The organism is Saccharospirillum sp. HFRX-2 (assembly GCF_043196805.1).
In the GTDB taxonomy this organism is placed as follows: Bacteria; Pseudomonadota; Gammaproteobacteria; order Pseudomonadales; family Natronospirillaceae; genus Saccharospirillum.
The window spans coordinates 187,207-213,450 of the sequence record NZ_JBEBMU010000001.1 but is presented as its reverse complement, the minus strand read 5'-3'; the positions used below and the strand labels follow the sequence as shown (position 1 = coordinate 213,450).

Annotated in this window: 25 protein-coding genes; 17 read left to right on the top strand and 8 right to left on the bottom strand. The window is 56.7% G+C overall.

Going from position 1 to position 26,244, the window contains the following annotated elements; all coding sequences use genetic code 11:
• Positions 1–74: 74 nt before the first annotated feature.
• From radC to pdxH, 6 genes are all read left to right on the top strand, one after another.
• Positions 75–752, top strand: a complete 678-nt coding sequence (radC, locus tag ABMA60_RS01110; protein ID WP_392797522.1) for a DNA repair protein RadC — start codon at positions 75–77, stop codon at positions 750–752.
• Between the two features lie 221 nt (positions 753–973).
• Positions 974–1,210 carry a 50S ribosomal protein L28 gene (rpmB, locus tag ABMA60_RS01105; RefSeq protein ID WP_392797521.1) on the top strand — a complete coding sequence of 79 codons (237 nt, stop codon included), beginning with the start codon at positions 974–976 and terminating at the stop codon, positions 1,208–1,210.
• Positions 1,211–1,221: 11 nt separating this feature from the next.
• Positions 1,222–1,377 carry a 50S ribosomal protein L33 gene (gene rpmG / locus ABMA60_RS01100; RefSeq protein WP_392797520.1) on the top strand — a complete coding sequence of 52 codons (156 nt, stop codon included), beginning with the start codon at positions 1,222–1,224 and terminating at the stop codon, positions 1,375–1,377.
• A 298-nt stretch (positions 1,378–1,675) separates the two neighbouring features.
• A complete protein-coding gene (locus ABMA60_RS01095) occupies positions 1,676–2,464 on the top strand; it encodes a class I SAM-dependent methyltransferase (protein WP_392797519.1) in 789 nt (262 codons plus the stop codon).
• Positions 2,465–2,560: 96 nt separating this feature from the next.
• Positions 2,561–3,379 (top strand): bifunctional DNA-formamidopyrimidine glycosylase/DNA-(apurinic or apyrimidinic site) lyase, encoded by an 819-nt coding sequence (mutM, locus tag ABMA60_RS01090; RefSeq protein WP_392797517.1) that lies wholly within the window; start codon positions 2,561–2,563, stop codon positions 3,377–3,379.
• 19 nt (positions 3,380–3,398) lie between these two features.
• Entirely contained in the window at positions 3,399–4,040 is a 642-nt protein-coding gene (gene pdxH / locus ABMA60_RS01085; protein WP_392797515.1) for a pyridoxamine 5'-phosphate oxidase, read from the top strand.
• Positions 4,041–4,207: 167 nt separating this feature from the next.
• On the opposite strand, the gene ABMA60_RS01080 is transcribed toward pdxH, so the two are convergent.
• Positions 4,208–5,560 (bottom strand): NAD(P)/FAD-dependent oxidoreductase, encoded by a 1,353-nt coding sequence (locus ABMA60_RS01080; protein WP_392797513.1) that lies wholly within the window; start codon positions 5,558–5,560, stop codon positions 4,208–4,210.
• Positions 5,561–5,729: 169 nt separating this feature from the next.
• Between ABMA60_RS01080 and ABMA60_RS01075 the strand changes: the two genes are divergently transcribed.
• Both ABMA60_RS01075 and ABMA60_RS01070 read left to right on the top strand, forming a co-directional pair.
• On the top strand, positions 5,730–6,920 hold the full coding sequence (locus ABMA60_RS01075) for a kynureninase (protein WP_392797511.1): 1,191 nt from the start codon (positions 5,730–5,732) through the stop codon (positions 6,918–6,920).
• Between the two features lie 74 nt (positions 6,921–6,994).
• Complete coding sequence (locus tag ABMA60_RS01070; protein ID WP_392797510.1) at positions 6,995–7,516, top strand: acyloxyacyl hydrolase; 522 nt, start codon at positions 6,995–6,997, stop codon at positions 7,514–7,516.
• Here the strand turns inward: ABMA60_RS01070 and mnmH are convergent.
• Positions 7,495–8,592 carry a tRNA 2-selenouridine(34) synthase MnmH gene (gene mnmH, locus ABMA60_RS01065; protein WP_392797509.1) on the bottom strand — a complete coding sequence of 366 codons (1,098 nt, stop codon included), beginning with the start codon at positions 8,590–8,592 and terminating at the stop codon, positions 7,495–7,497. The genes ABMA60_RS01070 and mnmH overlap by 22 nt on opposite strands.
• Before the next feature lie 30 nt (positions 8,593–8,622).
• The gene (gene selD / locus ABMA60_RS01060; protein WP_392797508.1) at positions 8,623–10,785 is read right to left on the bottom strand and encodes a selenide, water dikinase SelD; all 2,163 of its coding nucleotides are present in this window, start codon (positions 10,783–10,785) and stop codon (positions 8,623–8,625) included.
• A gap of 189 nt (positions 10,786–10,974) precedes the next feature.
• Between selD and ABMA60_RS01055 the strand changes: the two genes are divergently transcribed.
• The 3 genes from ABMA60_RS01055 to rmf all read left to right on the top strand — a co-directional run bounded on the left by ABMA60_RS01055 (position 10,975) and on the right by rmf (position 15,346).
• Positions 10,975–13,296, top strand: a complete 2,322-nt coding sequence (locus tag ABMA60_RS01055) for a Tex family protein (RefSeq protein WP_392797506.1) — start codon at positions 10,975–10,977, stop codon at positions 13,294–13,296.
• A gap of 127 nt (positions 13,297–13,423) precedes the next feature.
• On the top strand, positions 13,424–14,977 hold the full coding sequence (gene gshA / locus ABMA60_RS01050) for a glutamate--cysteine ligase (RefSeq protein ID WP_392797504.1): 1,554 nt from the start codon (positions 13,424–13,426) through the stop codon (positions 14,975–14,977).
• 156 nt (positions 14,978–15,133) lie between these two features.
• Positions 15,134–15,346 (top strand): ribosome modulation factor, encoded by a 213-nt coding sequence (gene rmf, locus ABMA60_RS01045; protein ID WP_392797502.1) that lies wholly within the window; start codon positions 15,134–15,136, stop codon positions 15,344–15,346.
• Positions 15,347–15,423: 77 nt separating this feature from the next.
• On the opposite strand, the gene ABMA60_RS01040 is transcribed toward rmf, so the two are convergent.
• Complete coding sequence (locus ABMA60_RS01040) at positions 15,424–15,852, bottom strand: flagellar basal body-associated FliL family protein (protein WP_392797500.1); 429 nt, start codon at positions 15,850–15,852, stop codon at positions 15,424–15,426.
• 218 nt (positions 15,853–16,070) lie between these two features.
• Here ABMA60_RS01040 and rsd point away from each other — a divergent pair, with 218 nt between their 5' ends.
• The 4 genes from rsd (at position 16,071) to ABMA60_RS01020 (ending at position 19,708) form a co-directional block, all read left to right on the top strand.
• Positions 16,071–16,535, top strand: a complete 465-nt coding sequence (rsd, locus tag ABMA60_RS01035) for a sigma D regulator (RefSeq protein ID WP_392797498.1) — start codon at positions 16,071–16,073, stop codon at positions 16,533–16,535.
• A gap of 100 nt (positions 16,536–16,635) precedes the next feature.
• Positions 16,636–17,550, top strand: a complete 915-nt coding sequence (locus ABMA60_RS01030) for a WD40 repeat domain-containing protein (protein ID WP_392797497.1) — start codon at positions 16,636–16,638, stop codon at positions 17,548–17,550.
• Positions 17,551–17,666: 116 nt separating this feature from the next.
• Positions 17,667–18,407, top strand: a complete 741-nt coding sequence (locus tag ABMA60_RS01025; RefSeq protein ID WP_392797496.1) for an AAA family ATPase — start codon at positions 17,667–17,669, stop codon at positions 18,405–18,407.
• Positions 18,408–18,601: 194 nt separating this feature from the next.
• Positions 18,602–19,708, top strand: coding sequence for a hypothetical protein (locus ABMA60_RS01020; RefSeq protein WP_392797495.1), 1,107 nt, complete (start codon positions 18,602–18,604; stop codon positions 19,706–19,708).
• 9 nt (positions 19,709–19,717) lie between these two features.
• Here the strand turns inward: ABMA60_RS01020 and ABMA60_RS01015 are convergent, their stop codons facing one another.
• The gene (locus ABMA60_RS01015; protein WP_392797493.1) at positions 19,718–20,185 is read right to left on the bottom strand and encodes a hypothetical protein; all 468 of its coding nucleotides are present in this window, start codon (positions 20,183–20,185) and stop codon (positions 19,718–19,720) included.
• A 23-nt stretch (positions 20,186–20,208) separates the two neighbouring features.
• Here ABMA60_RS01015 and ABMA60_RS01010 point away from each other — a divergent pair, with 23 nt between their 5' ends.
• Positions 20,209–22,116, top strand: a complete 1,908-nt coding sequence (locus ABMA60_RS01010; RefSeq protein ID WP_392797491.1) for an ABC-F family ATP-binding cassette domain-containing protein — start codon at positions 20,209–20,211, stop codon at positions 22,114–22,116.
• 261 nt (positions 22,117–22,377) lie between these two features.
• Positions 22,378–22,953, top strand: a complete 576-nt coding sequence (locus ABMA60_RS01005; protein WP_392797489.1) for an ATP-dependent Clp protease proteolytic subunit — start codon at positions 22,378–22,380, stop codon at positions 22,951–22,953.
• Positions 22,954–23,224: 271 nt separating this feature from the next.
• Here ABMA60_RS01005 and rho read toward each other — a convergent pair whose 3' ends face one another.
• The 3 genes from rho to hemB form a co-directional block, all read right to left on the bottom strand.
• Positions 23,225–24,481 carry a transcription termination factor Rho gene (gene rho / locus ABMA60_RS01000; protein ID WP_392797488.1) on the bottom strand — a complete coding sequence of 419 codons (1,257 nt, stop codon included), beginning with the start codon at positions 24,479–24,481 and terminating at the stop codon, positions 23,225–23,227.
• Positions 24,482–24,638: 157 nt separating this feature from the next.
• Positions 24,639–24,965, bottom strand: coding sequence for a thioredoxin TrxA (gene trxA, locus ABMA60_RS00995; RefSeq protein ID WP_108163576.1), 327 nt, complete (start codon positions 24,963–24,965; stop codon positions 24,639–24,641).
• Positions 24,966–25,115: 150 nt separating this feature from the next.
• Positions 25,116–26,114, bottom strand: a complete 999-nt coding sequence (gene hemB, locus ABMA60_RS00990) for a porphobilinogen synthase (protein ID WP_392797485.1) — start codon at positions 26,112–26,114, stop codon at positions 25,116–25,118.
• Between the last annotated feature and the right edge of the window lie 130 nt (positions 26,115–26,244).

Sequence of the window (26,244 nt, the reverse complement as noted above, 5' to 3'; positions counted from 1 at the left end):
AAATAGAGCGCGAGAATACCACATGGGGGTGGTTGTGCTCAGAGTCCACGGTTGGACCACAAGGAGATGCAAGGATGGCGATTAAGGATTGGCCGGCGGCCGAACGGCCGCGGGAAAAGCTGCTCGAACGAGGCGCCGCTTCACTCACCGATGCCGAATTACTGGCGATCTTTCTGCGCACTGGTTTGCCCGGTCTGACGGCGGTCGATCTGGCGCGCACCCTGCTCAACGATTACGGCAGTCTGGCTGCCTTACTGGCCGCCGATCAAAATGCTTTTTGCGCTGGTAAGGGCTTGGGCAGCGCCAAGTTCGTGCAGTTGCAGGCGGTGCTGGAAATGAGCCGGCGCTATCTGCTCGATGAATTACGCACCGGGCCGGCACTGACCTCGCCGGCTGATGCGCGTTCCTTTGTATTGGCGCAACTGCGTAGCCTGCCGCACGAAGTCTTTGCCTGTATCTGGCTTGATAATCAGCATCGAGTGTTGCTCTACGAGCCGCTGTTTACCGGGACCATTGATGGCGCTGCGGTTTATCCGCGCGAAGTGGTGAGACGGGCGTTGTCGCATAACGCCGCAGCCGTCATACTGGCGCACAATCATCCCAGCGGCGTCGCTGAACCGAGCGATGCCGATCGTCGTATCACCGACCGACTGATCGATTCATTGCAGACAATCGACGTTCGAGTACTCGACCACATGGTGGTCGGTGCTGGTGTGGTGGTGAGCTTTGCCGAACGCGGTTGGTTACGGTGAATGAGGTTGCACTCCAGGAACTGAACAAAGTTTCGCCAGGATGCTTGAGTTGGTTCGGGCCTTCTGGTATAAAACGCGCCTCATTTTATCCGGGCCCCGGATCGACAGGGCGGATCGGGGCCAAACGGCGCGCGTGCCGAACGGACTCCAGGCTTTGAACCAAAAGCCAATTTCACGAGCTATAACGTCGGTCTGACCGAAGAATCGGAGGCGATTGCACCATGTCCAGAATTTGCCAAGTTACGGGTAAGCGTCCCGTAACCGGGAACAACGTTTCCCACTCTCACATCAAGACCAAGCGCCGGTTCCTGCCGAACCTGCACACTCACCGTTTCTGGGTTGAGGGTGAAAAGCGTTTCGTCAAACTGCGTGTTTCCTCTAAGGGCATGCGCATCATCGACAAGAAGGGTATCGAAGCGGTTCTGACCGACATTCGTGCCCGTGGCGAGAAGGTCTAAGGAGCTTAGCCATGCGTGATAAAATCAAGTTGGTGTCCAGCGCCGGTACCGGTTACTACTACACCACCGACAAGAACAAGCGTAATACTCCCGACAAGATGGAATTCAAAAAATTCGATCCGGTCGTTCGCAAGCACGTCATCTTCAAAGAAGCCAAGATCAAGTAAGTCTCGGCCTTCGTTAAAAAAACCGACCCTGTTCTGCAGCGTCGGTTTTTTTGTGTCTGCTTGACCCACAGCAGCGAGGCTACCTAGAATGCGGCTGCGTTCTGATTTGATAAGGTTCCCATCATGTCGTTGATGGTTTTTGCTGACATCGTCTTTGGTCGCCTGCGCTTCGCCTGAGTGGCGAGCAGACGGTACCAACCCCTCTTCTTTCGACACCGCTCCGATCCAGTTTTCTTTTGGATGACAGGGCCTGCTCGTCGCTGTGTTTCCGTCGAAGTTAACGACAGGAAATTTTGTGATGGCAAAACAATCCATTGCGTCGCGTTCCAGCCAGAGTTGGGATGGTGTCGCTGATTGGTACGCAGGCTGGTCTGGCCCGCGTGGCAGTATCCACCATCGTAAGCTGGCCATTCCGGCTGTATTGCAGGCTGTTGATGGGCAGGCCGGTGAACGCTTGCTGGATCTGGGCTGCGGTCCGGGTGCACTGGCCGAACATGCCAGTCGGCTGGGCCTGAGTTATACCGGTGTGGATCTCAGCGGCAAATTGATTAGTCGTGCGCGCAAACACCATGCTGGCGCCGGCCGTCGTTTCATCGTTGCTAATGTGACCGATCCGGCGTTGCCCGCACGCCTGGGAGACACAAGCTTTGATGCGGCGGTATTTATGCTCAGTGTGCAGGACATCAATCCGCTGCAACCGGCCATCGATAACGCGGCCATCTTGCTGCGCCCCGGTGGTCGGTTAGTGATGTTGATGACGCATCCGTGTTTTCGCATTCCACGCCAAAGTGGCTGGGGCTGGGATGGCGGTCGTCAATTGCAGTACCGGCGGATCGACACTTATCTGTCGCCACTGAACATACCGATGCAACGACACCAGAGCGGCCAGGGCACCACGCGCAGCTATCACCGACCACTGAGCCACTATGTCAGTGCTTTGGTGAGTAGCGGCTTTCTGGTGGATCAATTGGTGGAAATCCCCATGCTGGAAGCGCTGCAGCCGAGCCAGAAACTGAGCCGTGCTGAACGTCGTGCAGCACAGGAAATTCCGTTGTTTCTATTGCTGCGTGCACAGAAAGTGAACTGAGCCTTGGGCCGGGTTCTACAGCTCATGTCGTCCCCGGCCCTTCATGCCATAATGGCCGCTTTTCAGCCGCCGCTGTTCTGATTAACGGAAACCCAGATGCCCGAATTACCCGAAGTCGAAACCACACGACGCGGTGTTGAACCTCATATTTTGAATCGGCGCGTTATGCGCCTGACCGTGCGCGACGGTCGTCTGCGCTGGCCGGTGACGCCGGAAATGCCGGCGCAGCTTCAGGACCAAAAAATTCTCGGCACCGAGCGGCGCTCCAAATACTTGCTGATCCAACTCGAACGCGGCGTGCTGATCATTCATCTGGGCATGTCGGGCAGCCTGCGCGTCTTGCTCGATGATCCGACGCCGGGCAAGCACGATCATCTCGATCTGGAACTCGATAATGGCGTGCGACTGCGTTACAACGATCCGCGCCGTTTCGGTGCCTGGCTCTATACCGAAGCGCCGATCAACAGCCATGAATTGATTGCACACCTAGGCCCGGAACCGCTCAGCGATGCGTTCAGCGCTGACTATTTATTCAAGCTCAGCCGCAAGCGCAAAACCAAGATCAAAACCTTCCTGATGGACGCGCGAGTCGTTGTCGGTGTTGGGAATATTTATGCCAACGAAGCGCTGTTTATGGCCGGTGTTTATCCCCATAAACAAACCGGACGAATCACTAAGGCAGAGTGCGAGCGCTTGGTTGATACCATCAAGCAGGTGCTGGCGTTGGCGATCAGCCAGGGCGGTACGACCTTGCGCGATTTTGTCGGCGGTGATGGCAAGCCAGGCTATTTTGCCCAGTCGCTGAATGTCTATGGCCGTGCTGGTTTGCCGTGTAAGCGCTGCGCAACGCTGATCAAAGAAATGCGCACCAATAACCGCAGCACCTGCTATTGCCCGAACTGTCAGCCGCGTTAACGCAACCAGGAGAGACCGCATGAAACTCGATGATATTCGCCGTGATTACCTCAAGGGTGGGCTGAACCGTGTGGATTTGCATGCTGATCCCATCGTGCAATTCGAAACCTGGTTGCAACAGGCAGTCGATGCACAACTGAGCGCTGATCCGACGGCGATGACGCTGGCCACGGTCGATGCTAATGGTCAGCCGAGCCAGCGAGTGGTGTTGCTGAAAGCGCTCGATGAACGCGGCTTTGTGTTCTACACCAATTACGACAGCCATAAAGGCCGCGATATCGCCGCCAATGCCAAGGTCAGTTTGCACTTCGGCTGGCTGGCGCTGGAGCGTCAGGTGGTGGTCTATGGCAACGCCCAACGCATCGACGAGCAGGCCTCGGCGGAGTACTTCCATTCCCGGCCGCGCGCCAGCCAGATTGGTGCCTGGACCAGCCAGCAGAGTCAGCCGATTGCCTCACGTGACGATTTGGATGCGGCTTTTGCTGCAACCGAAGCGCGTTTTGCCGACCACGAAGAAATTCCGTTGCCGCCGTTTTGGGGCGGCATCGCTGTGGAACCGCAGCAGATTGAATTCTGGCAGGGTCGCGGTGGACGCTTGCACGATCGGTTTATCTATCGACGTGAAGGATCTCAGTGGCAGGTTGAACGGTTGCAGCCGTAACTCAGTAACAACCCAATGCCTAGTAATGAGCAGTCGCCGGGGCAGGTTCTGAGTGGGCGTCGATCCACAGGGATGTGGATCGCCGAGCTTACAGGGACGTACTTGCAGCGTCCCACTCAGAACCTGCCCCGGTGGCTGCGGAACAAACCACGAACCGAATTGTTCCTTTAAAACGCCGGGCTCAGTTCAACCTTTGAACCATCACTAAACCGATCAAAGCGGAAACGGCTGAGATCGTGGCCGACCGGCTGCTCGGCTACCAGATCGGCAATCACCCTGCCCATACCGGGCCCAATACCAAAACCGTGACCACTCATGCCGGTGGCGATTACCAAACCACGGCAACTCGGTACCCGATCCAGTATCGGCAGAATGTCCGGCATGGTATCGATCATACCGCCCCAGCTGGTGCGGATGCTGGCATCGCCAAAACCCGGAAAGGCATCCTTGATGCGCTGCAGAGTCTTGTTCAGCGCCCTGTGATTGGGTGTCGGGTTGAGAATGCGTTGCTGCTCAAACGGACTGATCTGATCGCCCTGCCAGTGGCGCTGGGTGCCCCAGCTATCGGGGAAGTTTTTCGGTGCCAGTGGATGAAAATGCGTGCCGGAAAAATCTTTGCGCAACTGCGGCAGATAATGCCGGAAATGGCGGAAGGCATCCGGACCGATAAAGAAATCGTGATCGTAACCCGGCGCGATGTTGTAGCCGCCATCCAGACGCCGGCGCAGTGCGAAATCCGGCGCGCCGATCTGGCCGTCGTAGAATTCTGGCAAAGCAGTGGTTGCACCCACAGAAGCCAGCACTGACAGCTGCGGAATGTGAATGCCCGCATTGCGCGCAAACAGACTCGACCAGGCGCCACCGGCCAAAACTGCCTGCTCACAGCGAATAACCCCGCGCTCGGTTGCCACCGCACTGAGCTGACCGGCGCTGGTTTCCAGGGTACGCACCGCGCATTGCTCAACGATGGTCACACCGGCTTTGGCTGCCGCTCGCGCCAGCGCCGGCACCGCCTGCCAGGGTTCGGCACGACCATCGCTGGGCGTGAACAGTCCGCCGAGCCAATCACGACGATAACTGGGTAGCTGGCCTTGGAGTTGAGCGGGGCTGAGCATCTTGCTATCCAGTCCCTGCTCACTGGCCAGTCGCTGCCATTGCTCAAACTGAGCCAATTCTTTTTCACTCTCGGCGACATAGAGAATGCCGGTCTGGCGAAAGCCGAGTTCTTCGTCGCTGTCGGCCGACAATTGCTGCCACAGCCGGTTGGCTTCCATCATGATCGGCAGTTCGTGTGGATCGCGACCTTGCTGGCGCACCCAACCCCAATTGCGTGACGACTGCTCACCAGCGATGCGGCCTTTTTCGCACAGCACCACCTTGAGTCCTTTGCGATTCAGAAACCAGGCCGTCATGACTCCAATAACACCGCCGCCGATGACGACGACATCACAGCTATCCGGCAAGGCACTGTGGTGTTCTGGCTGGCTGGGCAGTTGGAAAGGAAATTCGCTTTGGGTCATGGCAATAAACTCCGGGGTAAGGCGACCGATAACAATAACAATGAACAGCAAAAACAAGAGCGTCGAGCATAGCGAGCCAGGCAGCGAGCGACCAGCCAGAAACCGGGCGTCTCACTGAGGGAACATGTCTTTGGTGCTAGGCTATGGCGACTGACATTTAGGACCGACCATGAATAACCCAACCAATTCCCCGCGTGACTGGCAGGACCGTGCCCGCCAACTGCAGCGCCATTACCAAAAATTCCGCGTCGACGAACGCATCCTGCTCACCGGCCATTCACATCAGGCCTGGCCGGATGTCGCTTTCGAAGGTCAGATGCAAGCCATTGAAGACGCCGCTACCCACGTTGATGACAAATGGTCGGCGGCTTTTGCCAAGGCCGAGCAACTGCGCGCCGGCTATGGGCGCTTGCTCGATGATCCCAGTGGCGAATACACCCTGGGTCAGAACACTCAGGAATTGCTGGTGCGTTGGTTATCGGCCTTGCCGTTGCAGGACAAACCCAAACTGATTACCACCGACGGTGAGTTTCATTCGATGCGTCGTCTGCTCGATCGGCTGAATGAAACCCGCATCGAAGTCGTCAAGGTGGCGGCCGAGCCGGTTTCGACTCTGGTGGAACGTTTAATGGCTCAAGTGGATGACAAGACTGCCGCTGTATTGTGCTCGGCGGTTTTGTTTCAAAGCGGTCGTGTCGTGCCGCAGTTGAGTGAGCTGGCGGCTTTTTGTCAGCAGCGTGATTTGCCGTTGTTGCTCGATGCCTATCACGCCGTCAATGTGCTGCCCTGGTCGTTGGCCGAATTGAAACTGGAAAGCGCCTTTGTTGTTGGGGGTGGTTATAAATATTGCCAATTCGGCGAAGGCAATTGTTTTCTGCGCGTGCCCAAAGACTGCGATTGGCGGCCGTTGGTGACCGGCTGGTACGCCGAATACGCGACGCTGAATCAGGTTCCCAGCAATGAGGTGCAATACGGTCGTGGTCGCTGGGCATTTGAAGGGTCCACCTACGACACCACCAGCCATTACCGGGCGGTGTCGGTGCTTGATTTCTTCACCGACCAGGGATTAACACCCGCTGTGCTATACCCCTATTACAAAGCGCAGCAACAACACCTGCTGAATCTGTTGCACGAACATGCCTGGCCCGACCATCTGCAACTGCCGCAGACGCCACTCGATCACCTCGGTGGGTTTTTGGTACTGCACACACCCAAGGCCGCGGACATCGTGCAGCAGCTGAAAACGCGCGGTGTCTATACTGACAGTCGTGGTGATGCGTTGCGCCTGGGACCGGCGCCTTATGTGACGGCCGAGCAACTGAACCAGGCGGTGCAGCGGCTGGCTGAGGTTGTTCGTTAACCGCATGGATTGGCAAAAGGAGATGCCTGCAGCAATGCTTGTGATAAAAACCCGGACGAGCGGTTGTTCGCCGAATGACGATAAAAGAGGTAGACGTAGTGCGTTATTGCTGGCTGTTTTTGTTGCTCTGGATTGGACCCGTCTGGGCCGACGATGAAGCGGGTTATGCCAAGGTTTTTATTGGCACTTACGATATGTTTCGTGACAATCAGGACACTCAATACGGCTTGGAAATACAAGCGCAGAGAGGCTTGAGTCGCTACGATTTCAAGCCGCTGCTTGGTTTCATGCGCACCCGGGAGCAGTCGCATTATCTCTACACCGGTATCAGCCGCACGTCGTTTTTTACCAGTGGTGAAACCGGTCTGGCATTCACCTTCAGTTTTGGCCCGGGACTGTATTTTTACGGCGCAGGTGAAGACACCGATCTGGGTCATATGTTCGAGCTGAAATCCAGCGGTGGTCTGGTCTGGCAGTTTGCTGATGCCACCCGCATCGGCGTGCATTATGCGCATCTGTCCAACGCCAGCGTTGCGTTGGAAAACCCGGGTACTGAGATGGTGACTTTGACGTATCAGTTACCGTTCTGGCGCTGATTGAGAAAGTCGATCAACTCGTGACGGCCGCCGCTGAATAAAATATCACGCGGCGCTTTTTGCAGTTGGTAGTCGTACATCCGGTCGTAGTAATTGCGCAGCAGTAATTCGATCCAGACACGATGGGCGTCCAGTGAACCGGTCGTGTCCTGGTGCTGAAGCGCGAACTGCAGTTCGCTGAAAACCTGCTGATACAACAACCCGCCCAGGCGACGACTGACGCGCTGCAAGGCGCCTTCCATATAGTCGCGATAACGCTGCCAACCTTCGGCACCAAACTGCTGTTGATACTCCGCCTGTAAACCGATGACGTAGTCTTCCAGAATCACCTCGACGCGTTCTTCCAGCGACACTTCCAGCATCACCACAGCAGCGCTTTTAATGCGTTCGGCCAGACGCTGACCGAGATGAACGCTGCCGATATTGCGCGATTCGTCTTCGATCACCACCGGCCGGCTGGTGTCGATGCGCAGGCTGGCCATGGCGACGGCGTTTTCAAAATTGGCCTGGCTGGGTTGCGCGCTGGTGTGACGTCCAAAAGCTGAGCCGCGATGATTGGCCAGGGCTTCCAGGTCGATGGCGTTGCTGACCGCCTCGATCACCTTGGTTTTACCCGAGCCGGTGCGACCGGCGACGACGATCAGATCGGCGCTATCGCTGAAGTGTTGATTCTGCTCCATCAAGGCATGGCGCAGGGTTTTGTAGCCGCCCTGGACCAAGGGCAGATCGAGACCGGCTTCGCTTATCCAGCCCTGGCTGATCGACGAGCGCATACCGCCACGGGCGCAATAGAGCACCGTCTGCTCCGGCTTTGTCGCAGCCTCCAGCCAGGCACTTACCCGCTGCGCTTTCACCTCTCCCGAGACCAGCTTATGACCCAGCGCCACGGCGGCTTTCTGGCCTTGCTGCTTGTAGCAGATGCCGACCTTATGGCGTTCCTCATCGGTCATCAGCGGGCGATTAAGCGCGCCGGGCACATGACCCTGGTCGAACTCGATCGGTGCGCGCACATCGATAAAGGTGGTGTCGCCGGCCAGCAGCGGCAGCAGTTGTTCAGGCGTAATGCGGTCAGCCATGCGGTGCTATTGATCCAAAAGGGGCCGCGATTATAGCGGCTCGGTCGCCTGGACCACTACCGCAGTCGGCTGCTGAGCGCGCTCGGTCAGCTGGCCGATACAAACCGCGCCCGGCAGTGCGGCCTGTAACGCCGGCCAGTCAGTCGGCGCAAGGGCGATTAATAGTCCGCCAGAGGTTTGCGGATCGAGCAGCAGGCGGCGCACTGGTTCGGGTACCGACGCATCGAACTGACAGTCATTAAGGTAGGGCTCAAGCTGCGGCGCCAAGGTCGATTGCCAACCCGCTTCAAACAACGCCAGCGAACCTTCCAACGCCGCTATGGCGGTGCTTTCGAGCCGGGCACCCAGTTGCTCATCGAGCATTTCCAGCAGATGGCCGAGCAGACCGAAACCAGTCACATCGGTGACCGCTGTCGGCCGCAAAGCCCGCAGTGCTGCAGCAGCTTGCTGATTCGAACGCAGCATCGATGCCCAGGCGGCATCGACGGCCTGTGCCGGTGCGGCCGCTGCCATATCGGCGGCGAGGATTACGCCGGTGCCGAGTGGCTTGGTCAGTACCAGATAATCGCCCGCCTGGCCGCCGTGTTTGGACCACAGCTGTTGCGGCTCGGCTTCACCCTGAGCCACCAGCGCCAGCTGATTTTCCGGACCTTCGGTACTGTGGCCGCCGGCCAGAGTGGCGCCTTCGGCGTAGAGTGCCTCGGCGATGCCGGTCATCAGCCGGTCGTAGTCGCGTTTTTGCAAACGCGGATGCTGATAGGCCAACGTAGCCCAGACCTGCGCGGCCACCGGCTCGGCACCCATGGCGTGCAGATCACTGAGCGCATGCAAGACGCCGACTCGCCCAAAGCGGTAGAGGTCGTCGCTGAAAGCTCGAAAGCCGTCAATGCTCTGCACCTGTAAGCGCCCGGGCGTGGGCTGCCAGCTCGCCGCATCTTCAGCCTGGCCCAAGGCCGGTGTAAAGCCGGGGCGTTCGCGGCGCGGCAGCCGATCCAGCGTTCCAGCCAGAATGGCTGGCGCCAGTTTGGAGCCACAGCCGGCGCAGTGCATGGTTTCGCCAGCTTCGTCCTGAGCCATGGTTTGAGGCGGACCCAGCGCCTGAAAGCGATCCATAAAGGCGCGGTCGATGCGATTTTTCCAGCGCCACACCCAGGCACCGCTAATCACCAGCGGTCCACGGTGACCCACAGCGCTTTTATCGCCCAGTGAAATGAGCGACAGAAAGCGTTTCTGCAACCGTATTGGTTGCAGTGCCCGGCCAGCAAAGGCGCGTTTCAGGTTGTTGTAGAGAAAGGGCGCTTCGCGCACCGCATAAACACCGGCTTTGGGGCGCGGATCGGCAAGCAGCTCAGCGATATCGCCAGCAGCAAAGACATCGGCGTGGGAGACGGACTGCAGTTGCTGATTGACCGCGATAAAGCCGTTCTCGGCCAAGGCCAGGCCGGAGCTCTTGGGCCAGTTTGGCGCCGACGCCGAGGTACACCAAAGCGTCTGATCCAGCGCCAGCCGTTCACCGTCGTTACTGATCAGACCGCTCTGTTCCACCGCTGCGACTCGGAAGCGACGATGCACCTGTACGCCTTGGCGCTGCAACGCCGCTTCGGCGGCGCGGACAACGGCCTCGGGTGCGCCGGGCAAAATGCGTTCGCCGTTGTGAACCAGATGCAGCTGTACCGAGCGCTTGGCACCCAAGCGGTGCGCCATCGCCAGTATCAGTTCGACGCCGCCGGCACCACCGCCGACCACACCCCAATGGCCGCCCGGGCCGGCTTCGTTGAGTAAGTGTTGCCATCGGGCATAGAAGTGACTGACGGGTTTAACGCCGATAACGAAGTCGCGTGCGCCGGGAATCGACAGGTCCGGTGTTGAGCCGGTGTCGATGCTGAGCTTGTCGTAAGCCAAATCGGGCTGGTCTTCAATCTGGATGCGCTTGGCGCCGGCATCCAGTCCGCACACCCGGCCGCGAATAAAGCGCACGCCGGCCCAGCGGCACAGTCGGTTTAAATCGATGTGGATGTCGTCGGCGCTGTAGTGACCGGCTATCAAGCCCGGCAGCATGCCGGAATAGGGTGTTTCACTGGCCTCGGAAAGCAGCGTGACGCGCACCCCGGGCAGGGGGTTCATGGCCAGTCGGCGGATCAGCAAAGCATGGCTGTGACCACCACCGATCAAAACAAGATCGCGTTCGCTCATAAAGCATCGAGGCTGTGCAAGGGTTGGCAGGCGATTATGGGTGGCGCTGTGCAAGGCCACAACCGCGCTCGCAAAGCGCTTTTGCTTTTCTTTGTCGAATCAAGGATTTAGCTCACAGTTCGAGCCTTGAAATAGGGGCCGCTTTGGCTAATGATGCGCGCTTCAAATCCAGCCACAGCGGAAGCGTCCATGCCGTCCATTGAAAGCCGCATTGCCACCGAACTTCAGGTTAACGAACGCCAGGTCAGTGCCGCCGTCGCGCTGCTCGATGAAGGCGCCACTGTGCCCTTTATCAGTCGTTACCGTAAGGAAGTCACCGGTGGTCTGGACGATACCCAGCTGCGCAGTCTGGAAGATCGATTGCGTTATTTGCGCGAATTGGAAGACCGGCGCGCCGCCATCCTGTCGAGCATCGACGAGCAAGGTAAGCTGACCGACGAGCTGGCCGGTGCCATCAAGGGCGCCGACACCAAGACCGAGCTGGAAGACCTTTACCTGCCCTACAAACCCAAGCGTCGCACCAAAGGTCAGATCGCTATCGAAGCGGGCTTGGAACCGCTGGCCGATGCGCTGTTTAACGATCCAACGCTGGACCCGCAGAGCGAAGCCGCAGCCTATGTCGACGCAGACAAAGGTGTGGCCGATGTAAAAGCCGCGCTTGACGGCGCCCGCGCCATTTTGATGGAGCGCTTCGCCGAAGACGCGACGCTGATCGGCCAGTTGCGCGATTACCTCTGGCAGCACGGCGAAATGCGCGCGCGCCTGGTCGATGGCAAAGAGCACGAAGGCGCCAAGTTCCAGGATTATTTCGAACACGACGAACTGATCAAAAAAGTACCCAGCCACCGGGCGCTGGCGATGTTCCGTGGACGCAACGAAGGTGTGCTGCAACTGTCTCTGGGTTTTCCCGGTGAAGAGCCGCGCGGCTCCAGCCAGGGTGAGGTGCTGGTAGCGGAACGTTTTGGCATCGAAGATAAAGGCCGGGCCGGCGATGCCTGGCTGGCCGAAGTCGTACGCTGGACCTGGCGCGTGAAATTGCTGACCCATATCGAGACCGACCTGTTTAACCGGGTGCGCGAAGACGCCGAACAGGCGGCGATCGATGTCTTTGCCAAAAACCTGAAAGACCTGCTGCTGGCCGCACCGGCAGGCCCCAAAGCGACCATCGGTCTGGACCCAGGTTTGCGCACTGGTGTGAAAGTGGCGGTGCTCGATGCCACTGGCAAGGTGATGGATCACGGCGCCATCTTCCCCAACCAGCCACAGAATAAAACGCGCGAATCGGCGCAGGTGCTGGCGGCTTTGTGTGCTAAATATCAGGTTGAACTGATCGCCATCGGTAATGGCACCGCCAGCCGTGAGACCGAGCGCTTTGTTAAAGACATGCTCAAAGACCATCCCGAGCTGAACGCTCAGGCGGTGATGGTGAATGAGTCCGGTGCTTCGGTGTATTCGGCGTCGGAATTTGCCGCCAAGGAATTCCCCGATCTGGATGTGACCATACGCGGCGCCATTTCCATCGCCCGTCGCCTGCAGGACCCGCTGGCCGAACTGGTGAAGATCGATCCCAAATCCATCGGTGTCGGTCAGTACCAGCACGACGTTTCCCAGGTAGCGCTGGCACGTCAGTTGGATGCGGTGGTTGAAGACTGTGTGAACGGCGTCGGTGTCGATCTGAATACGGCGTCGATTCCATTGCTGACCCGGGTGTCCGGTTTGAATGCGACCATCGCCGGTAACATCGTCGCCCATCGCGATGCGCACGGCGCCTTCCGCAGTCGTAAGGACCTGAAAGAAGTCAGCCGACTCGGCCCGAAAGCCTTTGAGCAGGCGGCGGGTTTCCTGAAGGTGATGAACGGTGATAACCCACTCGATGCCTCAGCGGTTCACCCGGAATCCTATCCGCTGGTGGAGCGCATTCTCAGCAGTGTGCGCAAGCAGGTGACCGATCTGATCGGCGACGCGGCTTTTCTGCGTGGCCTGAAAGCCGAGGACTACACCGACGAAACCTTCGGTGTGCCGACCGTGGCCGATATCCTGCGCGAGTTGGAAAAACCCGGTCGTGACCCGCGCCCGGAATTTAAAACCGCCAGCTTCCAGGACGGTGTGGAAAAACTCTCCGACCTGAAACTGAATATGGTCCTCGAAGGTGTGGTTACCAACGTCACCCACTTCGGTGCCTTTGTGGATGTGGGTGTGCATCAAGATGGCCTGGTGCATATCTCGGCAATGAGTCACAGCTTTATCAAGGATCCGTCGGCGCTGGTTAAGGCGGGTGACATCGTTAAGGTGAAGGTGATGGAAGTTGATGTGGCGCGCAAACGCATCGCGTTGTCGATGCGCCTCGACGATGAAGCCGGTGCGCCCCAGCAGCAACGCTCTGACGGGGGTCGTCAATCGGCCGGTGGTCGTGGCGGGCAACCGCGCCGGCAACGCCAGCCCGAACCGCAACAAACCGCCCTGGGTGCCCAGTTGCAGCAAGCCCTGCAGAAAAAGGGTGGACGGCTCTGATAGGCTGGTCCCGATAGGCAAATGCGGCAGTGGGCCGTGCTTGGAAAGTACGCATACCGGCCCCACTGACGGCGAAGAATAATGGCCTGAGCAACCTTGCGAGCGGGCCCTGACAGAGGAATTTCCCTTGCCTACCCTCACCCGCTTGGGTCAATTGGCTGATCTGAACCCGGCTTGGCTTAAGTTCAATCGCGGTATCGAGCGTGAAACCTTACGCGCCACCACGACTGGCGATATTGCCCAAACTCCGCATCCGGCCGGGCTGGGTTCGGCGCTGACGCATCCGTCGATTACTACCGATTACTCTGAAGCCCTGCTGGAATTTATCACCGGCGTGCACGATCAACCGGAGTCGGCCCTGACCGAACTGGGTCAGCTGCATCGCTATGCGCTGACTCAGTTAAAGGATGAGCAACTGTGGCCGGCATCCATGCCCACTCGTCTACCGGCTGAGACGCAGATTCCCATTGCTCAATACGGCAGCAGTCATATTGGTCGACTGAAAACCATTTATCGCCATGGCCTGTGGCATCGCTATGGTCGTACCATGCAGACCATTGCCGGCGTGCATTACAACTGGTCAATGCCCACTGATTTCTGGGCCGACTGGGCACAACGTTCAGGCTGGAACGGCTCACTGCAGGCCTTTATCAACCGCGAATATTTCAGTCTGATCCGTGGTTTCCGGCGCCATTCCTGGTTGTTGCTCTATCTGTTCGGCGCGTCGCCGGCAGCCGATCGCAGCTTCTTGCCGAAGGGCAACCACGGCTTGGAAAGTCTGGGTGACGACACCCTCTTCGGGCGCTATGCCACCAGCTTGCGGATGAGCGATCTGGGTTACTCCAATAGTGCCCAAAGCAGCCTTTATGTCTGTTTCAACAGCCTGGAAACCTACGCCGAAACTCTGTCCGAAGCGATTCATACGCCCTATGCGCCCTATGAAAAAATCGGTACCAAGGTCGATGGTGAGTACCGTCAGCTCAGCACCGCCATCCTGCAGATTGAAAACGAATACTACAGCGACCTGCGTCCCAAGCGGGTGGCGCACAGTGGTGAAAAACCGATACATGCGTTGAACGAGCGTGGCGTTGAATACATCGAGGTGCGCTGTCTGGATGTCGATCCTTTCGCACCTTATGGCATCGATGTTGAACGCATGCGCTTTGTCGATCTGTTCCTGTTCTGGTGTCTGGTGCAGGACAATTCACTGATCCAGCGCGAAGACTGTTTCCGGCTGCGTGAAAACAACCAGCGCGTTGCGGCGGCTGGCCGCGATCCGAAGCTGGAACTGGTGTTCAACGGCAAGGCGGTGGGTCTGCGTGAGCAGGGTCAGCGCGTGCTCGATTCCCTGGCAACTCTGGCCGTTGAACTCGATGCTATAGCGCCGGGCTCGGGTTATGCCGCCGCCGTGGAAGCCCAACGTGCCAAGATGGTGGATGTCGACTTAACACCGTCGGCACGGTTTCTGGCTCAGGTGCGCGAGGCGGGTTCTTACCGCCAGGCCAGTATGGATCTGGCGGGCATCCATGGTAACTGCTGCAAGGACGATCCCAATGATCAAGCCATCTTTGCAGCCCTGCACGACGCCGCGACAACCAGCCTGGCGACACAGCAGCAAATGGAAGCGGCAGACAGCGGTGAAGATTTCGACGCTTTTTTAAGTCTATATCTGCGTCAATAGGCCGGATTCAGCGTCGAAAGTGCTTACATAAGAACGGTCTTGCGCGGTAGTATTGTGAACTTCATCACTATTTCGTATTGGCCGTTCGGTGCAATTTAGAGCGGTTAACGCCAAGTCACCGCTCATCGCGCCTAAGACGCACAGAGGTTTAGCACCGTGGAGCGCACGCATTGGACGCTGGACAGCCTCAATAAAGCCTACCAACAGGGCTATTTGGTGGGTTTGACCGGTCGTGGCGCGGAAGACTGCTGCTATCAGATTGATGTGTTGGTGGCGGCGTGGGAATCCGGCTGGGATGATGGCTTTGAACAGTATCAGCGCCAGCAGGAAAGTCACTCGCGCGAAGCAAACTCCCCTCGCACTGCCTGATTAAACGCTTGGCGTTGCTGCTTGGCCCTGCACTCTTAGCCCTGAACTCTTATCCCTGAACCCTTAGCCTTGTACTCTTATCCCTGAACGACGATGGACGTGAACAGCACCTTGCGAATCATGGCTTCGCCCACTTCGCGTTCCATGACTTCGCGCAAGCGATCCAGCAAACGTTCCCGAATTAATTCCCGCCCTTCGATACTGCGCAAAGTGCTCTCTTCTTCGCGGGCGAATTGCATAATGACGGCGTGTCGAATGGAGTCCGAGTGAGCGTTCACTTCCAAGGCCGCATTATTGTCATCCACTTCCAGCGTGACCGATAACTGCACGTATTTCAGTCGATCACCCTGGCCGTAGTTCAAGGTGAATTCCGGCTCTAGCGCCACGTAGTTTGGGCCCAGCGGTTCTTCTTCGGCAGAAGCGGTCAGGCTGACAGTCGATAGCAGCACAATCAGGCTGCCCAGAATAGCTGCGCAGTAACGACGGTAAATGGGCTGAGCGGTCATCTCGGCAACGCCTCCTGAAACGATGTGAACGGGCTACATCCTGGCCGGTCAATAGCCATCAGTCCAGTCATTCTAGCCGCCACATCGCCGGCTGCCCACTGGGTTATAGGGGGCAGTTGTCGGGTGTGGGTGGCTGACCTATAGTGAGTCTCCCAGGGAGCAAACCTAATAATGAACGGCCGGGTTACCCTGTTGAACTTCTTACCGTGGGAATCGCTATGCTCGAAGATTGCAAAACAGCCCATGAACGTTGGGGTGGCACGCACGAAATGATCGACCGTTGGCTGGAGAACCGCAAACGGACTCTGGTTGCTTATTTCAAGCTGAAGAAAGACATCGCCGCCGATCAGCAGGCCGAGCCGCTGCAGGATTTTTGCGAAACACTGATGGATTATGTTTCGGCCGGACATTTCGAAGTCTACGAACAACTGATTCGGGAAGCCCGTGAATTTGATGACGGCGGTCTGGATTTGGCACACAAGCTGTACCCCGCACTGGAAACCACCACCGAATTTATCCTCTATTTCAACGACAAGTACGACACCGCCGAACAATGCGCACTCCATGCCGAGGAACTGCCAGCTGACCTGTCCAAACTGGGTGAGCAGATGACCGAGCGCTTTGAGTTGGAAGATCGGTTGATCGAACGACTGCACAACATTCATCGTGGGCAAGTCGCCTGAGTGCGCTGGTGATGATGACCTGCGCCGGCCCGTTGTTCGCGTTATCGCTATGATGCCCCCGGTGCTGTTTTCCCTATGGCGATGGTCTTGCATCAGTCTGATGGCCAGCGTGTTAGCCGGTTGCTGGTATTCGGTGCCAGAACAGCGCTGGGAGGTGGCTACGCAGGGCGCCTACAGCGGCGGGCTCAGCGCTGATGGTAATCGTCTGGTAGTGGGCTCCATTCATCAGGGCGGCAGCTACTGGACAACCCGACCACCGGCGCGTCAGTACGACTGGAATCATCAGCCCGGCAGCTACAGCGAAATCCTCTACAGTCAGTTCTCCAGCAATGGCCTGGTCGCACTGACCGCTGACTATTACAACCTGGTGACCTGGGACACCAGCAACGGCGAGTCACTGTCTTTCTGGACGGCGCCCGCGCGGATTGAAGCGGTCGATTTATCCGCTGATGGTCGTTTTGCCTTACTGGGATTAAATAACAACAAAGCCGTATTATTCGACACCGTTAATGGCGGCGTATTGCGCGAGTTTTTGCACGATGGTCCGGTACTGTCGGTATCGCTGACGGCGGACGCCAGCCGCGCCTTGACCGGCTCGGAAGACCTCACTGCAAGGCTCTGGGATGTCCGCGACAATGCTTTGATCCAGCGCTTTGACCTGCCCAATCAGGTCACCTTAGTAAAACTCAGCAGCGATGGGCGGCTGGCGTTACTGGCTCCGGCCAGCGAAATATCCTCGGTCTGGAATCTGGCTAGCCGGCGTAAGGTGGCCGATCTGCCCACCGATCAGCATCGTTTATACAGCGCTCGATTTATCGGCCAAAACCAACTCTTATTGGGCACGACGCATCGTGAAATTCTGCAATACGATTTGAACAGCGGTGAGCGTCAGGCTGTTTGGAGAATCGGTTCTTTTTGGCAAAATGCGTTCCGCAGTGCGACAGTACTTGATATGACATGGCAGAATGACCGACTATTGGTGTTAGGTTCGGATGGATATCTGTATGCGTTCTAAATTGGATTTAGGCCAACAATGGTCAAAAACCATGGGGTCAAAAACCATGGTCGCTTTGCGTCAGTTAATGACCATTGCAAAGCACAATAACCAGGGAGTTAGTAGGGGTCTGATGAATGTCTGCTGATCCTTCAGAAAATCCGGAAAATACCGAAAACGCTGAGGCGCAATCGCCCAGCGCTCGTGTTATTTCTGCGCCGCAGCCGGTACGAATTCTGGTCGCCAACGCGAAAGGCGGCAGCGGTAAAACCACTGTTGCGACCAACCTGGCCAGTCTCTTTGCCAGCCGCAACGAAACCGCCGTGTTGATCGATTATGATCCCCAGGCTTCGTCAACCCAATGGTTGCAGTCGCGCCAGGCGGACCAGCGTTATATTCATGGTGTTGCCGCGTTCCGCCGCGCCGCCACCCAGATCACCCGATCCTGGCATCTGCGCAACATGCCGGCAGATACCTCCAAAGTTATTATCGATACGCCTTCTGGTTTGACCGGTTCCTTGCTGAATGAACTGGTCCGCGAATGCGATGTGGTGTTGATCCCGGTAACACCGTCGCCAATTGATATCCGTGCTACCACCGTTTTCATTAAAGATTTGTTGTTGTGCCCGGCGTATCGTTCTTCGCCGCGCCGTGTTGCGGTATTGGCTAACCGGGCTCGTAAAAACACCCTGGTGTATTCCAAGCTGGAGCTGTTTTTACGCAGCTTAAAAATTCCTTTTATTGCCACCTTCCGCGATACCCAGTTTTATGTACGGGCATCGGAATACGGCATGGGTTTGTACGACCTGGATAATGCCCAGCAAGCAGACTTAACTGACTGGCAGCAGTTAATCGACTGGATTGATCAAGATAAATAACCATCGGATCGAGAAGTGAGTTACTGCTCAGTAAAAGGCCCGCTAAAAGAGGTCAGCAAATACATCGAGCGGAAATATCGGAAATAGTCGAATAAAAACGCAATAATGTTGTCGAATTCAATGTCCTGGCTTGAATTTTTATAACGCCCTGACAATAGTACAGGGCACTGGGGATTAAATGAGAGGAAAGACTCATGGCCGCCGCAAAAAAGAAGACTACTGCCCGTAAGACCACTGCCAAACGCAAAGCAGCACCTAAGCGTAAGGCAGCAGCAAAATCCATACTGAGTTCACCGGTTGAGTTGCTCAAAACTGAACTGGGAAAATTGCAAACCGAATTGGAAAAAGCGCGCGGCAAAGCCGTTTCTGAATCAGAGAAGCTGCGCGATCAATTGAAGAAAAAACTGGATACCGCCAAGAAGCAGATGGCAACAGCGCAAGCCAAGCGCAAAGCCGCTGCCGCCCGCGCTAAAGCCAGTGCTACTAAAACGGCGCAAAACCAACTGCAGAAAGCTGATGCGACCTTGGCGTCAAGCAAGGCTGTGGTTGAAGACCTGAAACTGGAATTCGAGATCGCCAAAGACAACTTGTCCGCTGCACTGGCAGAGAAAAAGTCGGCTGATGCGGTGAACAAGGCGGTTGAAAAGGCGCGTCAGGCTGCCGAGAAAAAACAGGCGGCTCAGGCCAAGAAAGCCGAAGCCAAAGCCAGTAAGAAAAGCGCTGCCAAGGCTAAGAAAACAGCCGTAAAACAAGCGGCTGCCGCTAAAAAGACCGCTGCCAAAAAAACCACCGCCAAGAAGTCGACTGCCAAAAAAGCGGCGACCAAAAAAACGGCGGCGAAGAAGACCACCGCTAAAAAGACGGCAGCCAAGAAGACGACCGCTAAGAAAACCGCTGCCAAGAAAACCACGGCTAAGAAGTCGGTAGCGGCGAAGAAGACCACGGCTAAGAAAGCTGCGGCTAAAAAAGCAGCACCGAAGAAAACCGCTGCTAAGAAATCAGCCGCAAAGAAGACGCCGGCTAAAAAAGCGGCGGCACCGAAGAAAGCTCCGGTGAAGCAGCCTGCAGCCCCGGCCAGCACCGCTAAACCAGCGACCCCTGCACCGGCGGCGCCAAAACCGACACAGCCAACGCCTAGCCCGGCGCCAGCTGCAACCAGCACGCCGAAGCCGGAAGCGCCCAAGCCCGCAGAGCCTAAGCGTGAAGAAACGCCGGCCAAACCGGCGGAGAATAAGCCGCTGGTGAATACTGTGCCATCGGGTGACGGTCGCAGCCTGTTCGATCCGAAAAAAGACGCCTAACTCAGTGCTTCAGGAACCCAGGCGTTGCACCAGTTGGTGCAGCGTCTGGGTTTTTGTTATCTGCCAATGCTGACAAAGCGCATCGACTGCCTGCTCAGCCGTAATGCTGCTGTGTTGTTGATCCAGACAACCGGCCAGCAACGCCAGATCCCACTGCTCCAGTACTAACTCCCACTGCAAAGCCAATGGCCGAGTCGGATGACTGCGCGCCAGTTGGAAACGATGCTGTCTTACCCGGCGTAGCAGCTGTCGTGGCTGCCCGGTTTCGACCGTCAGCCAGGCGGACCAGTCCAGGCGCCATTGGTGCTTCATCGCGAAACCGCACAGCAGAATATCGTTCACGCCCGCGCCGTCAGCCTGCCATTGCAGCAGGGTTTCTTTGTGGTCGGGATAAACGGAAAGGGCAAAATCCCAAAGCTTGGGGCCAAAAGACGTCATATTGATGAGACTGATGGTATTGGACGCAGACAGTATCACAGAGCGTTGGTAAACTCCGCGCCATGATTCAGCTTAACCAAATCAGCCTCCAGCGCGGCGGCGTCCCCCTGATTGAAGACAGCACCATCACCCTTTATCCGGGTGAGCGGGTGGCCGTTATCGGTGCCAATGGCAGCGGTAAGTCAACGCTGTTCCAAGTCTTGCAGGGCGAGCTTGCTGTCGATGGCGGCAGTGTGTCCATCCCCGCCTCCTGGCGTATTTCCCATATGGCGCAGGAAGTGGATGCCAGCGCACGATCGGCGCGCGACTTCGTACTTGATGGCGATGACCAATTGCGCGCTCTGGAAGCCGAACAGGCTGCAGCCGAAGCGGCCGGAGACGACCATCGTCTGGCCGATGTTCTGGGCGAGCTCGATAATTATCAGGCTTACGCCAAAACCAGTCAGGCAGAGCAACTGCTGTTGGGATTGGGTTTTACCACCAGCGACTACGATCGGGCCGTGGCGGATTTCTCCGGCGGCTGGCGGGTTCGGTTGAACCTGGCGCGTGCCTTGATGAAACCGGCCGACCTGTTGCTGCTTGACGAACCGACCAACCACCTGGATTTGCACACCTGCTACTGGCTGGAAAACTGGTTGCGCCGCTATCCCGGTACGGTGTTATTGATTTCGCACGACCGCGACTTTATCGATGGCGTTGCTACCCAGGTACTGAGCCTAAGTCAGCGCCAACTCACCTTGTGGCGTGGTAACTACAGCCAGTACGAGCGTCAACGCGCCGAGCAGGAACGACTGCAACAGTCGCAATACGAAAAGCAGCAGGCGCGTATCGCTGAAATTCAGTCCTTTGTCGATCGGTTTAAAGCCAAGGCCAGCAAAGCTAAGCAGGCGCAGAGTCGAGTTAAGATGCTCGAACGGATGACGCTGGAAGCGCCGGTGCATATCGATAATGGCTATGATCTCAGCCTGCCCTGCCATGACAAGGTGTCGGATCCGCTGCTCAGTCTCAGTAACGTTAGTCTGGGCTATGGCGAACGCGCTGTCATTGAAGGCATTCGCCTGAGCCTGCATCCAGGCATGAGAGTGGGTTTGCTGGGTGTAAACGGCGCGGGTAAATCGACCCTGGTCAAAGCGCTCGCTGGCGAGTTGGAGCCGATGGCTGGTGAGTTGACCTCGGGACAACATCTGCGCATTGGCTATTTCGCTCAGCATCAGCTTGAATCCCTGGACAGCCATGCCAGCGCGATGGAACATCTGAAGCGTCTCGATCCGCGTGAGCGCGACCAGACACTGCGTAACTTTATCGGTCGTTACGGCTTCAATGGTGACCGCGCCGATGAACGCATTGAACATTTTTCCGGTGGTGAGAAAGCGCGCCTGGCGCTGGCCCTGATCGCCTGGCGCAAACCGAATGTTCTATTGCTGGATGAACCAACCAACCATTTGGATTTGGAAGTTCGGGCGTCGTTAAACCTGGCGCTTCAGGCATATGAAGGCGCCGTTATTCTGGTATCGCACGATCGCTATTTGCTGAACAACACCGCTGAGGTTTTCTGGTGGGTCAATCAGGGTCGCGTCGACGAATACAGTGGCGATCTGGACGATTACTTCCAGGCGTTGTTGAAGCAGCCGGAGCAACTTAAAAGTCGTAAAGAAGCCAATGCGCAACCGCAAAACAGCGCCCCGATTGATAAAAAACAGCTGCGTCAGCAGAAAGCGGCTGAGCGTGAACGCTTGAAACCGATGAAGCGTCAGTTGCAGCAGTTGGAAAAAGCGATGGAAAAACAGCAGCAACGCCTGGCAGCCATTGAAAGCGACCTTGCCGATACCGATCTATACGAAGATTCGCGTAAAGACGAACTCCAGGCCTTGCTCAAAGAGCAGTCGACTTTGAGTCAGCGCCTGCAGGAATCGGAAGCGCAGTGGCTGACATTGAGTGAAACAGTGGAAGCGGCAGAGGCCGCTCTCTAATCTGTGGATAAGTTGTTGGATAAGCTTGGGTCAACTGCGCCAGTGTGGGGCGGAGGCGTAGAGCGGTGCTGCCAATGATGCTCGATAAGAAAGAGAATTTTAAAAGAAAATCAATAAGTTAGAGATATATCTTCAGAGGTTGTCATAACAAAGACAGCTAACCGTCATAGGCAACCACTTTGTGTATAAGCTGGGTTGTCACCCTGAGAACCTTAACGGCGCAATACGCCGTGATGGCTCACCCAGCCCAAGGAGACATAGATGAGCGACGATAAGAAAGACAGCAAAGAAATCCTTGATCCCGTTGGTGATCGACTGATCAAGGCGCGCAAAGTTTTGATCTGTGAAGAGATCAATCAGAGCATGGCCAAGAAGGTGATCGGTCAGTTACTGACCCTGGCCGAAGAGTCGGACGATGACATCCAGTTGTTTATCAACAGCCAGGGTGGTCACGTAGAAGCGGGTGACTCCATTCATGACATCATTCAGTTTATTGCGCCGCGCGTTAAAGTGATCGGTACCGGCTGGGTAGCCAGCGCGGGCACCCACATCTTTTTAGCGGCCGATAAAGAAGACCGTTATTGCTTACCCAATACCCGCTTTCTGATCCACCAGCCGACCGGTGGTGTGGGTGGTCAGGCCAGCGATATCGCCATTCAGGCCGAGCAGATTCTGCGTATGCGTGAACGTCTGGCGCGCATCATCAGCGAAGCGACTGGCCAGAGCATTGAACAGGTGCGTAAAGACATTGAGCGGGATCGCTGGATGACCACCGATGAAGCCATTGAATATGGCATTGTCAGTAAGGTAGTTCGGTCCAGCACTGAAATGGCGTAAGCCGCCTTAGATAAAAAAATCCCGGCAAATGCCGGGATTTTTTTGATCTGCTAAATCGTGGTGGGCGAAGCCTGGCAGGCAGGACATCCCTGTTAGCTGGTCCAGGCCGACTTCCGTGTCGGCCGTAAAAATCCTATTAAAGCCCCGTTAAGGGGCTGGTTTAGTAGTTGGACGTCCCAGTGGAGTGGTCCAGCCCGGCCATCCATGGCCGGTCGTAAATCGCTCAAAAGAACCCGTTAAGGGTTCTTTTGAGGGCGAAGCCCACCGCGATTTACCCCTTCATCGATTTAAAGAATTCGTCGTTGGTCTTGGTCTGCTTGAGTTTGTTGATCAGGAAGTCGATGGCGGCGACGTCTTCCATTTCCGCCAGCAGTTTACGCAGAATCCACATGCGTTGCAGTTCGTCCTGGCTGGTCAGCAACTCTTCGCGACGGGTACCGGAGCGGCGTACGTTGATGGCCGGGAAGATGCGTTTCTCGGCAATCTTGCGATCCAAATGCACTTCCATGTTGCCGGTGCCTTTGAATTCTTCGTAGATCACTTCGTCCATTTTCGAGCCGGTGTCGATCAAGGCAGTGGCCATAATGGTCAGCGAACCGCCCTCTTCGATATTCCGTGCTGCACCAAAGAAACGCTTGGGGCGCTCCAGTGCATGCGCATCGACACCACCGGTCAGTACCTTGCCGGAGCTCGGTACGATGGTGTTGTAAGCCCGCGCCAGACGGGTAATAGAGTCGAGCAGAATGACCACATCCTGCTTGTGCTCGACCAGACGCTTGGCTTTTTCGATCACCATTTCGGCAACCTGAACGTGACGCGCCGGTGGTTCATCGAAGGTCGAAGCAATGACCTCGCCGCGCACCGAACGCTGCATGTCGGTCACTTCTTCCGGACGTTCGTCGATCAGCAAAACGATCAGATGGGTTTCCGGATTGTTGCGGGTAATTGCCTGAGCCACATGTTGCAGCATCAGCGTTTTACCGGCCTTGGGTGGCGAGACGATCAGGCCACGTTGACCTTTACCGATCGGTGATACCAGGTCGAGAATCCGGCCGGATAAATCTTCGGTTGAGCCGTTGCCGGATTCCAGCAGCAGTCGCTCTTGTGGAAACAGTGGCGTCAGGTTCTCGAACAGAACCTTGTTGCGGCCACTCTCCAGTGGTTCGTAGTTGATCTTGTCAACTTTGAGCAGCGCAAAGTAACGTTCGCCTTCTTTCGGCGGGCGAATTTTTCCGGAGATGGTATCGCCGGTGCGCAGATTAAAACGGCGGATCTGGCTGGGCGAGACATAGATGTCGTCCGGGCCGGCCAGATAAGAAGCGGTTGCCGATCGCAGAAAACCAAAACCGTCCTGCAGAATTTCCAAGACTCCATCACCCCAGATGTCTTCACCGCTTTTGGCGTGACGTTTCAGGATGGTGAAAATCAGGTCTTGCTTGCGTGAACGGTTCAGGTTGTCCAGGCCCATGTCCTTGGCAATTTCCAGGAGCTCAGGCACAGGTTTGGTTTTTAAGTCACTCAGATTCATAGGATTAGCGGTTTTGATTATATAGGGATGATGGGTGGGCGGGGTGCCCAGAGACGTGGTTGGGAAGCGTTGGAATTTGGAATTAAAGACACTATAGGGGGTGCAATTTAGCCTGTCCAGAAAAGATTCGGGCCGGATTTCCCGGCCCGGAACGGCGTCACAGGTTGCCCTGGATAAACTCGATCAATTGAGTTTTGGATAAAGCACCGACTTTGGTGGCAACGACTTCGCCGCCACGGAACATCATCAGTGTCGGAATGCCGCGAATACCAAACTTAGGCGGCGTGTTGGGATTGTCGTCGATGTTCAGTTTGGCAACATCGAGTTGCTCGGCGTACTCATCGGCGACTTCTTCCAGAACCGGCGCAATCATTTTGCAGGGGCCACACCATTCCGCCCAGTAGTCCACCAGGACGGGCTTGTCGCTGCCCAGTACTTCGCTTTCGAAGCTGTCGTCGGTTACGTTTTTGATTTGTTCGCTCATTAGGTTCCGTACTCGTTAAATGAAATCGTTCCTGAGCCATCAAGGCTGCTGGGCACCCTTGCAGTAAGAAGCTGTCTGGCGGTATTGACCGGGAACACCGGACGGCGCTCCCTCAGGAAGCGCCTAACATGAACGCTTAGGCGCTGGTTTTCAAGTCCGATTTGCCAGTAAACGGGCGGTATCGACGGCGAAATAGGTGAGAATGCCGTCGGCGCCAGCGCGTTTAAACGCCATCAGGCTTTCCAGCATGACGCTGTCTTTATCCAGCCAGCCCTGGGCAAAAGCGGCCTGATGCATGGCGTATTCACCGCTGACTTGATAGGCGAAGGTTGGCACACGGAATTCGTCTTTCACGCGGCGCACGATGTCCAGATAGGGCATGCCTGGCTTGACCATCACCATATCGGCGCCCTCTTCCAGATCGAGTGCAATCTCGTGCAGCGCTTCATCACTGTTGGCGGGATCCATCTGGTAAGTCGATTTGTTGCCTTTGCCCAGATTGGCGGCCGAGCCGACCGCGTCGCGGAACGGACCATAATAATTCGATGCGTACTTGGCCGAGTACGCCATGATCTGGGTGTTATGAAAGGCTTCGTCTTCCAGCGCTTCACGCATGGCGCCGATGCGCCCGTCCATCATATCGCTGGGTGCGACCACATCAGCACCGGCTTCGGCGTGCGACAAGGTCTGGCGCACCAGCGTCTGGACGGTGACGTCGTTCATCACATAGCCGCTGTCGTCGATAATGCCGTCCTGACCATGAGTGGTGAACGGATCGAGCGCTACGTCGGTCATCACACCCAGTTCCGGATAGGCCGCTTTTAAAGCCCGGGTGGCACGTTGTGCCAGGCCGTCGGGGTTGTAAGCCTCTTCCGCCTCAAGCGATTTCTTTTCTGTTGGCACCACCGGAAACAGCGCCACCATGGGAATGCCCAGTTGCACCCACTCTTCGGCCGCTGCCACCAGCAGGTCCACCGACAGGCGTTCCACGCCCGGCATAGAGGGTACCGCTTCGCGCTGCTGTTCACCTTCAAGCACAAAAACCGGATAAATCAGGTCGTCCACCGTCAGCTGGTTTTCACGCACCAGGCGGCGCGAAAAGTCATGGGCGCGCAGGCGGCGCAGACGGGTTTGGGGATAATGACGCATGGCGGTGGAACTCCTGAAGTCGGTGGCAGGCAATTTGACTGAAGTCATTATCCGGGCGTAAAGGTCAGTTTCCAAGGCCGGTGCTGTCGCCCCGCTCAGGCGAAATCGTTACAATGCGGGCTGCCTTGTT

What these genes read in the sequence shown, in the direction of transcription:
- radC (WP_392797522.1), top strand. Translation starts at nt 75, where the DNA reads ATGGCGATTAAGGATTGGCCGGCGGCCGAACGGCCGCGGGAAAAGCTG.
- rpmB (WP_392797521.1), top strand. Translation starts at nt 974, where the DNA reads ATGTCCAGAATTTGCCAAGTTACGGGTAAGCGTCCCGTAACCGGGAAC.
- rpmG (WP_392797520.1), top strand. Translation starts at nt 1,222, where the DNA reads ATGCGTGATAAAATCAAGTTGGTGTCCAGCGCCGGTACCGGTTACTAC.
- ABMA60_RS01095 (WP_392797519.1), top strand. Translation starts at nt 1,676, where the DNA reads ATGGCAAAACAATCCATTGCGTCGCGTTCCAGCCAGAGTTGGGATGGT.
- mutM (WP_392797517.1), top strand. Translation starts at nt 2,561, where the DNA reads ATGCCCGAATTACCCGAAGTCGAAACCACACGACGCGGTGTTGAACCT.
- pdxH (WP_392797515.1), top strand. Translation starts at nt 3,399, where the DNA reads ATGAAACTCGATGATATTCGCCGTGATTACCTCAAGGGTGGGCTGAAC.
- ABMA60_RS01080 (WP_392797513.1), bottom strand. Translation starts at nt 5,560, where the DNA reads ATGACCCAAAGCGAATTTCCTTTCCAACTGCCCAGCCAGCCAGAACAC.
- ABMA60_RS01075 (WP_392797511.1), top strand. Translation starts at nt 5,730, where the DNA reads ATGAATAACCCAACCAATTCCCCGCGTGACTGGCAGGACCGTGCCCGC.
- ABMA60_RS01070 (WP_392797510.1), top strand. Translation starts at nt 6,995, where the DNA reads ATGACGATAAAAGAGGTAGACGTAGTGCGTTATTGCTGGCTGTTTTTG.
- mnmH (WP_392797509.1), bottom strand. Translation starts at nt 8,592, where the DNA reads ATGGCTGACCGCATTACGCCTGAACAACTGCTGCCGCTGCTGGCCGGC.
- selD (WP_392797508.1), bottom strand. Translation starts at nt 10,785, where the DNA reads ATGAGCGAACGCGATCTTGTTTTGATCGGTGGTGGTCACAGCCATGCT.
- ABMA60_RS01055 (WP_392797506.1), top strand. Translation starts at nt 10,975, where the DNA reads ATGCCGTCCATTGAAAGCCGCATTGCCACCGAACTTCAGGTTAACGAA.
- ABMA60_RS01040 (WP_392797500.1), bottom strand. Translation starts at nt 15,852, where the DNA reads ATGACCGCTCAGCCCATTTACCGTCGTTACTGCGCAGCTATTCTGGGC.
- rsd (WP_392797498.1), top strand. Translation starts at nt 16,071, where the DNA reads ATGCTCGAAGATTGCAAAACAGCCCATGAACGTTGGGGTGGCACGCAC.
- ABMA60_RS01030 (WP_392797497.1), top strand. Translation starts at nt 16,636, where the DNA reads ATGGCCAGCGTGTTAGCCGGTTGCTGGTATTCGGTGCCAGAACAGCGC.
- ABMA60_RS01025 (WP_392797496.1), top strand. Translation starts at nt 17,667, where the DNA reads ATGTCTGCTGATCCTTCAGAAAATCCGGAAAATACCGAAAACGCTGAG.
- ABMA60_RS01020 (WP_392797495.1), top strand. Translation starts at nt 18,602, where the DNA reads ATGGCCGCCGCAAAAAAGAAGACTACTGCCCGTAAGACCACTGCCAAA.
- ABMA60_RS01010 (WP_392797491.1), top strand. Translation starts at nt 20,209, where the DNA reads ATGATTCAGCTTAACCAAATCAGCCTCCAGCGCGGCGGCGTCCCCCTG.
- ABMA60_RS01005 (WP_392797489.1), top strand. Translation starts at nt 22,378, where the DNA reads ATGAGCGACGATAAGAAAGACAGCAAAGAAATCCTTGATCCCGTTGGT.
- rho (WP_392797488.1), bottom strand. Translation starts at nt 24,481, where the DNA reads ATGAATCTGAGTGACTTAAAAACCAAACCTGTGCCTGAGCTCCTGGAA.
- trxA (WP_108163576.1), bottom strand. Translation starts at nt 24,965, where the DNA reads ATGAGCGAACAAATCAAAAACGTAACCGACGACAGCTTCGAAAGCGAA.
- hemB (WP_392797485.1), bottom strand. Translation starts at nt 26,114, where the DNA reads ATGCGTCATTATCCCCAAACCCGTCTGCGCCGCCTGCGCGCCCATGAC.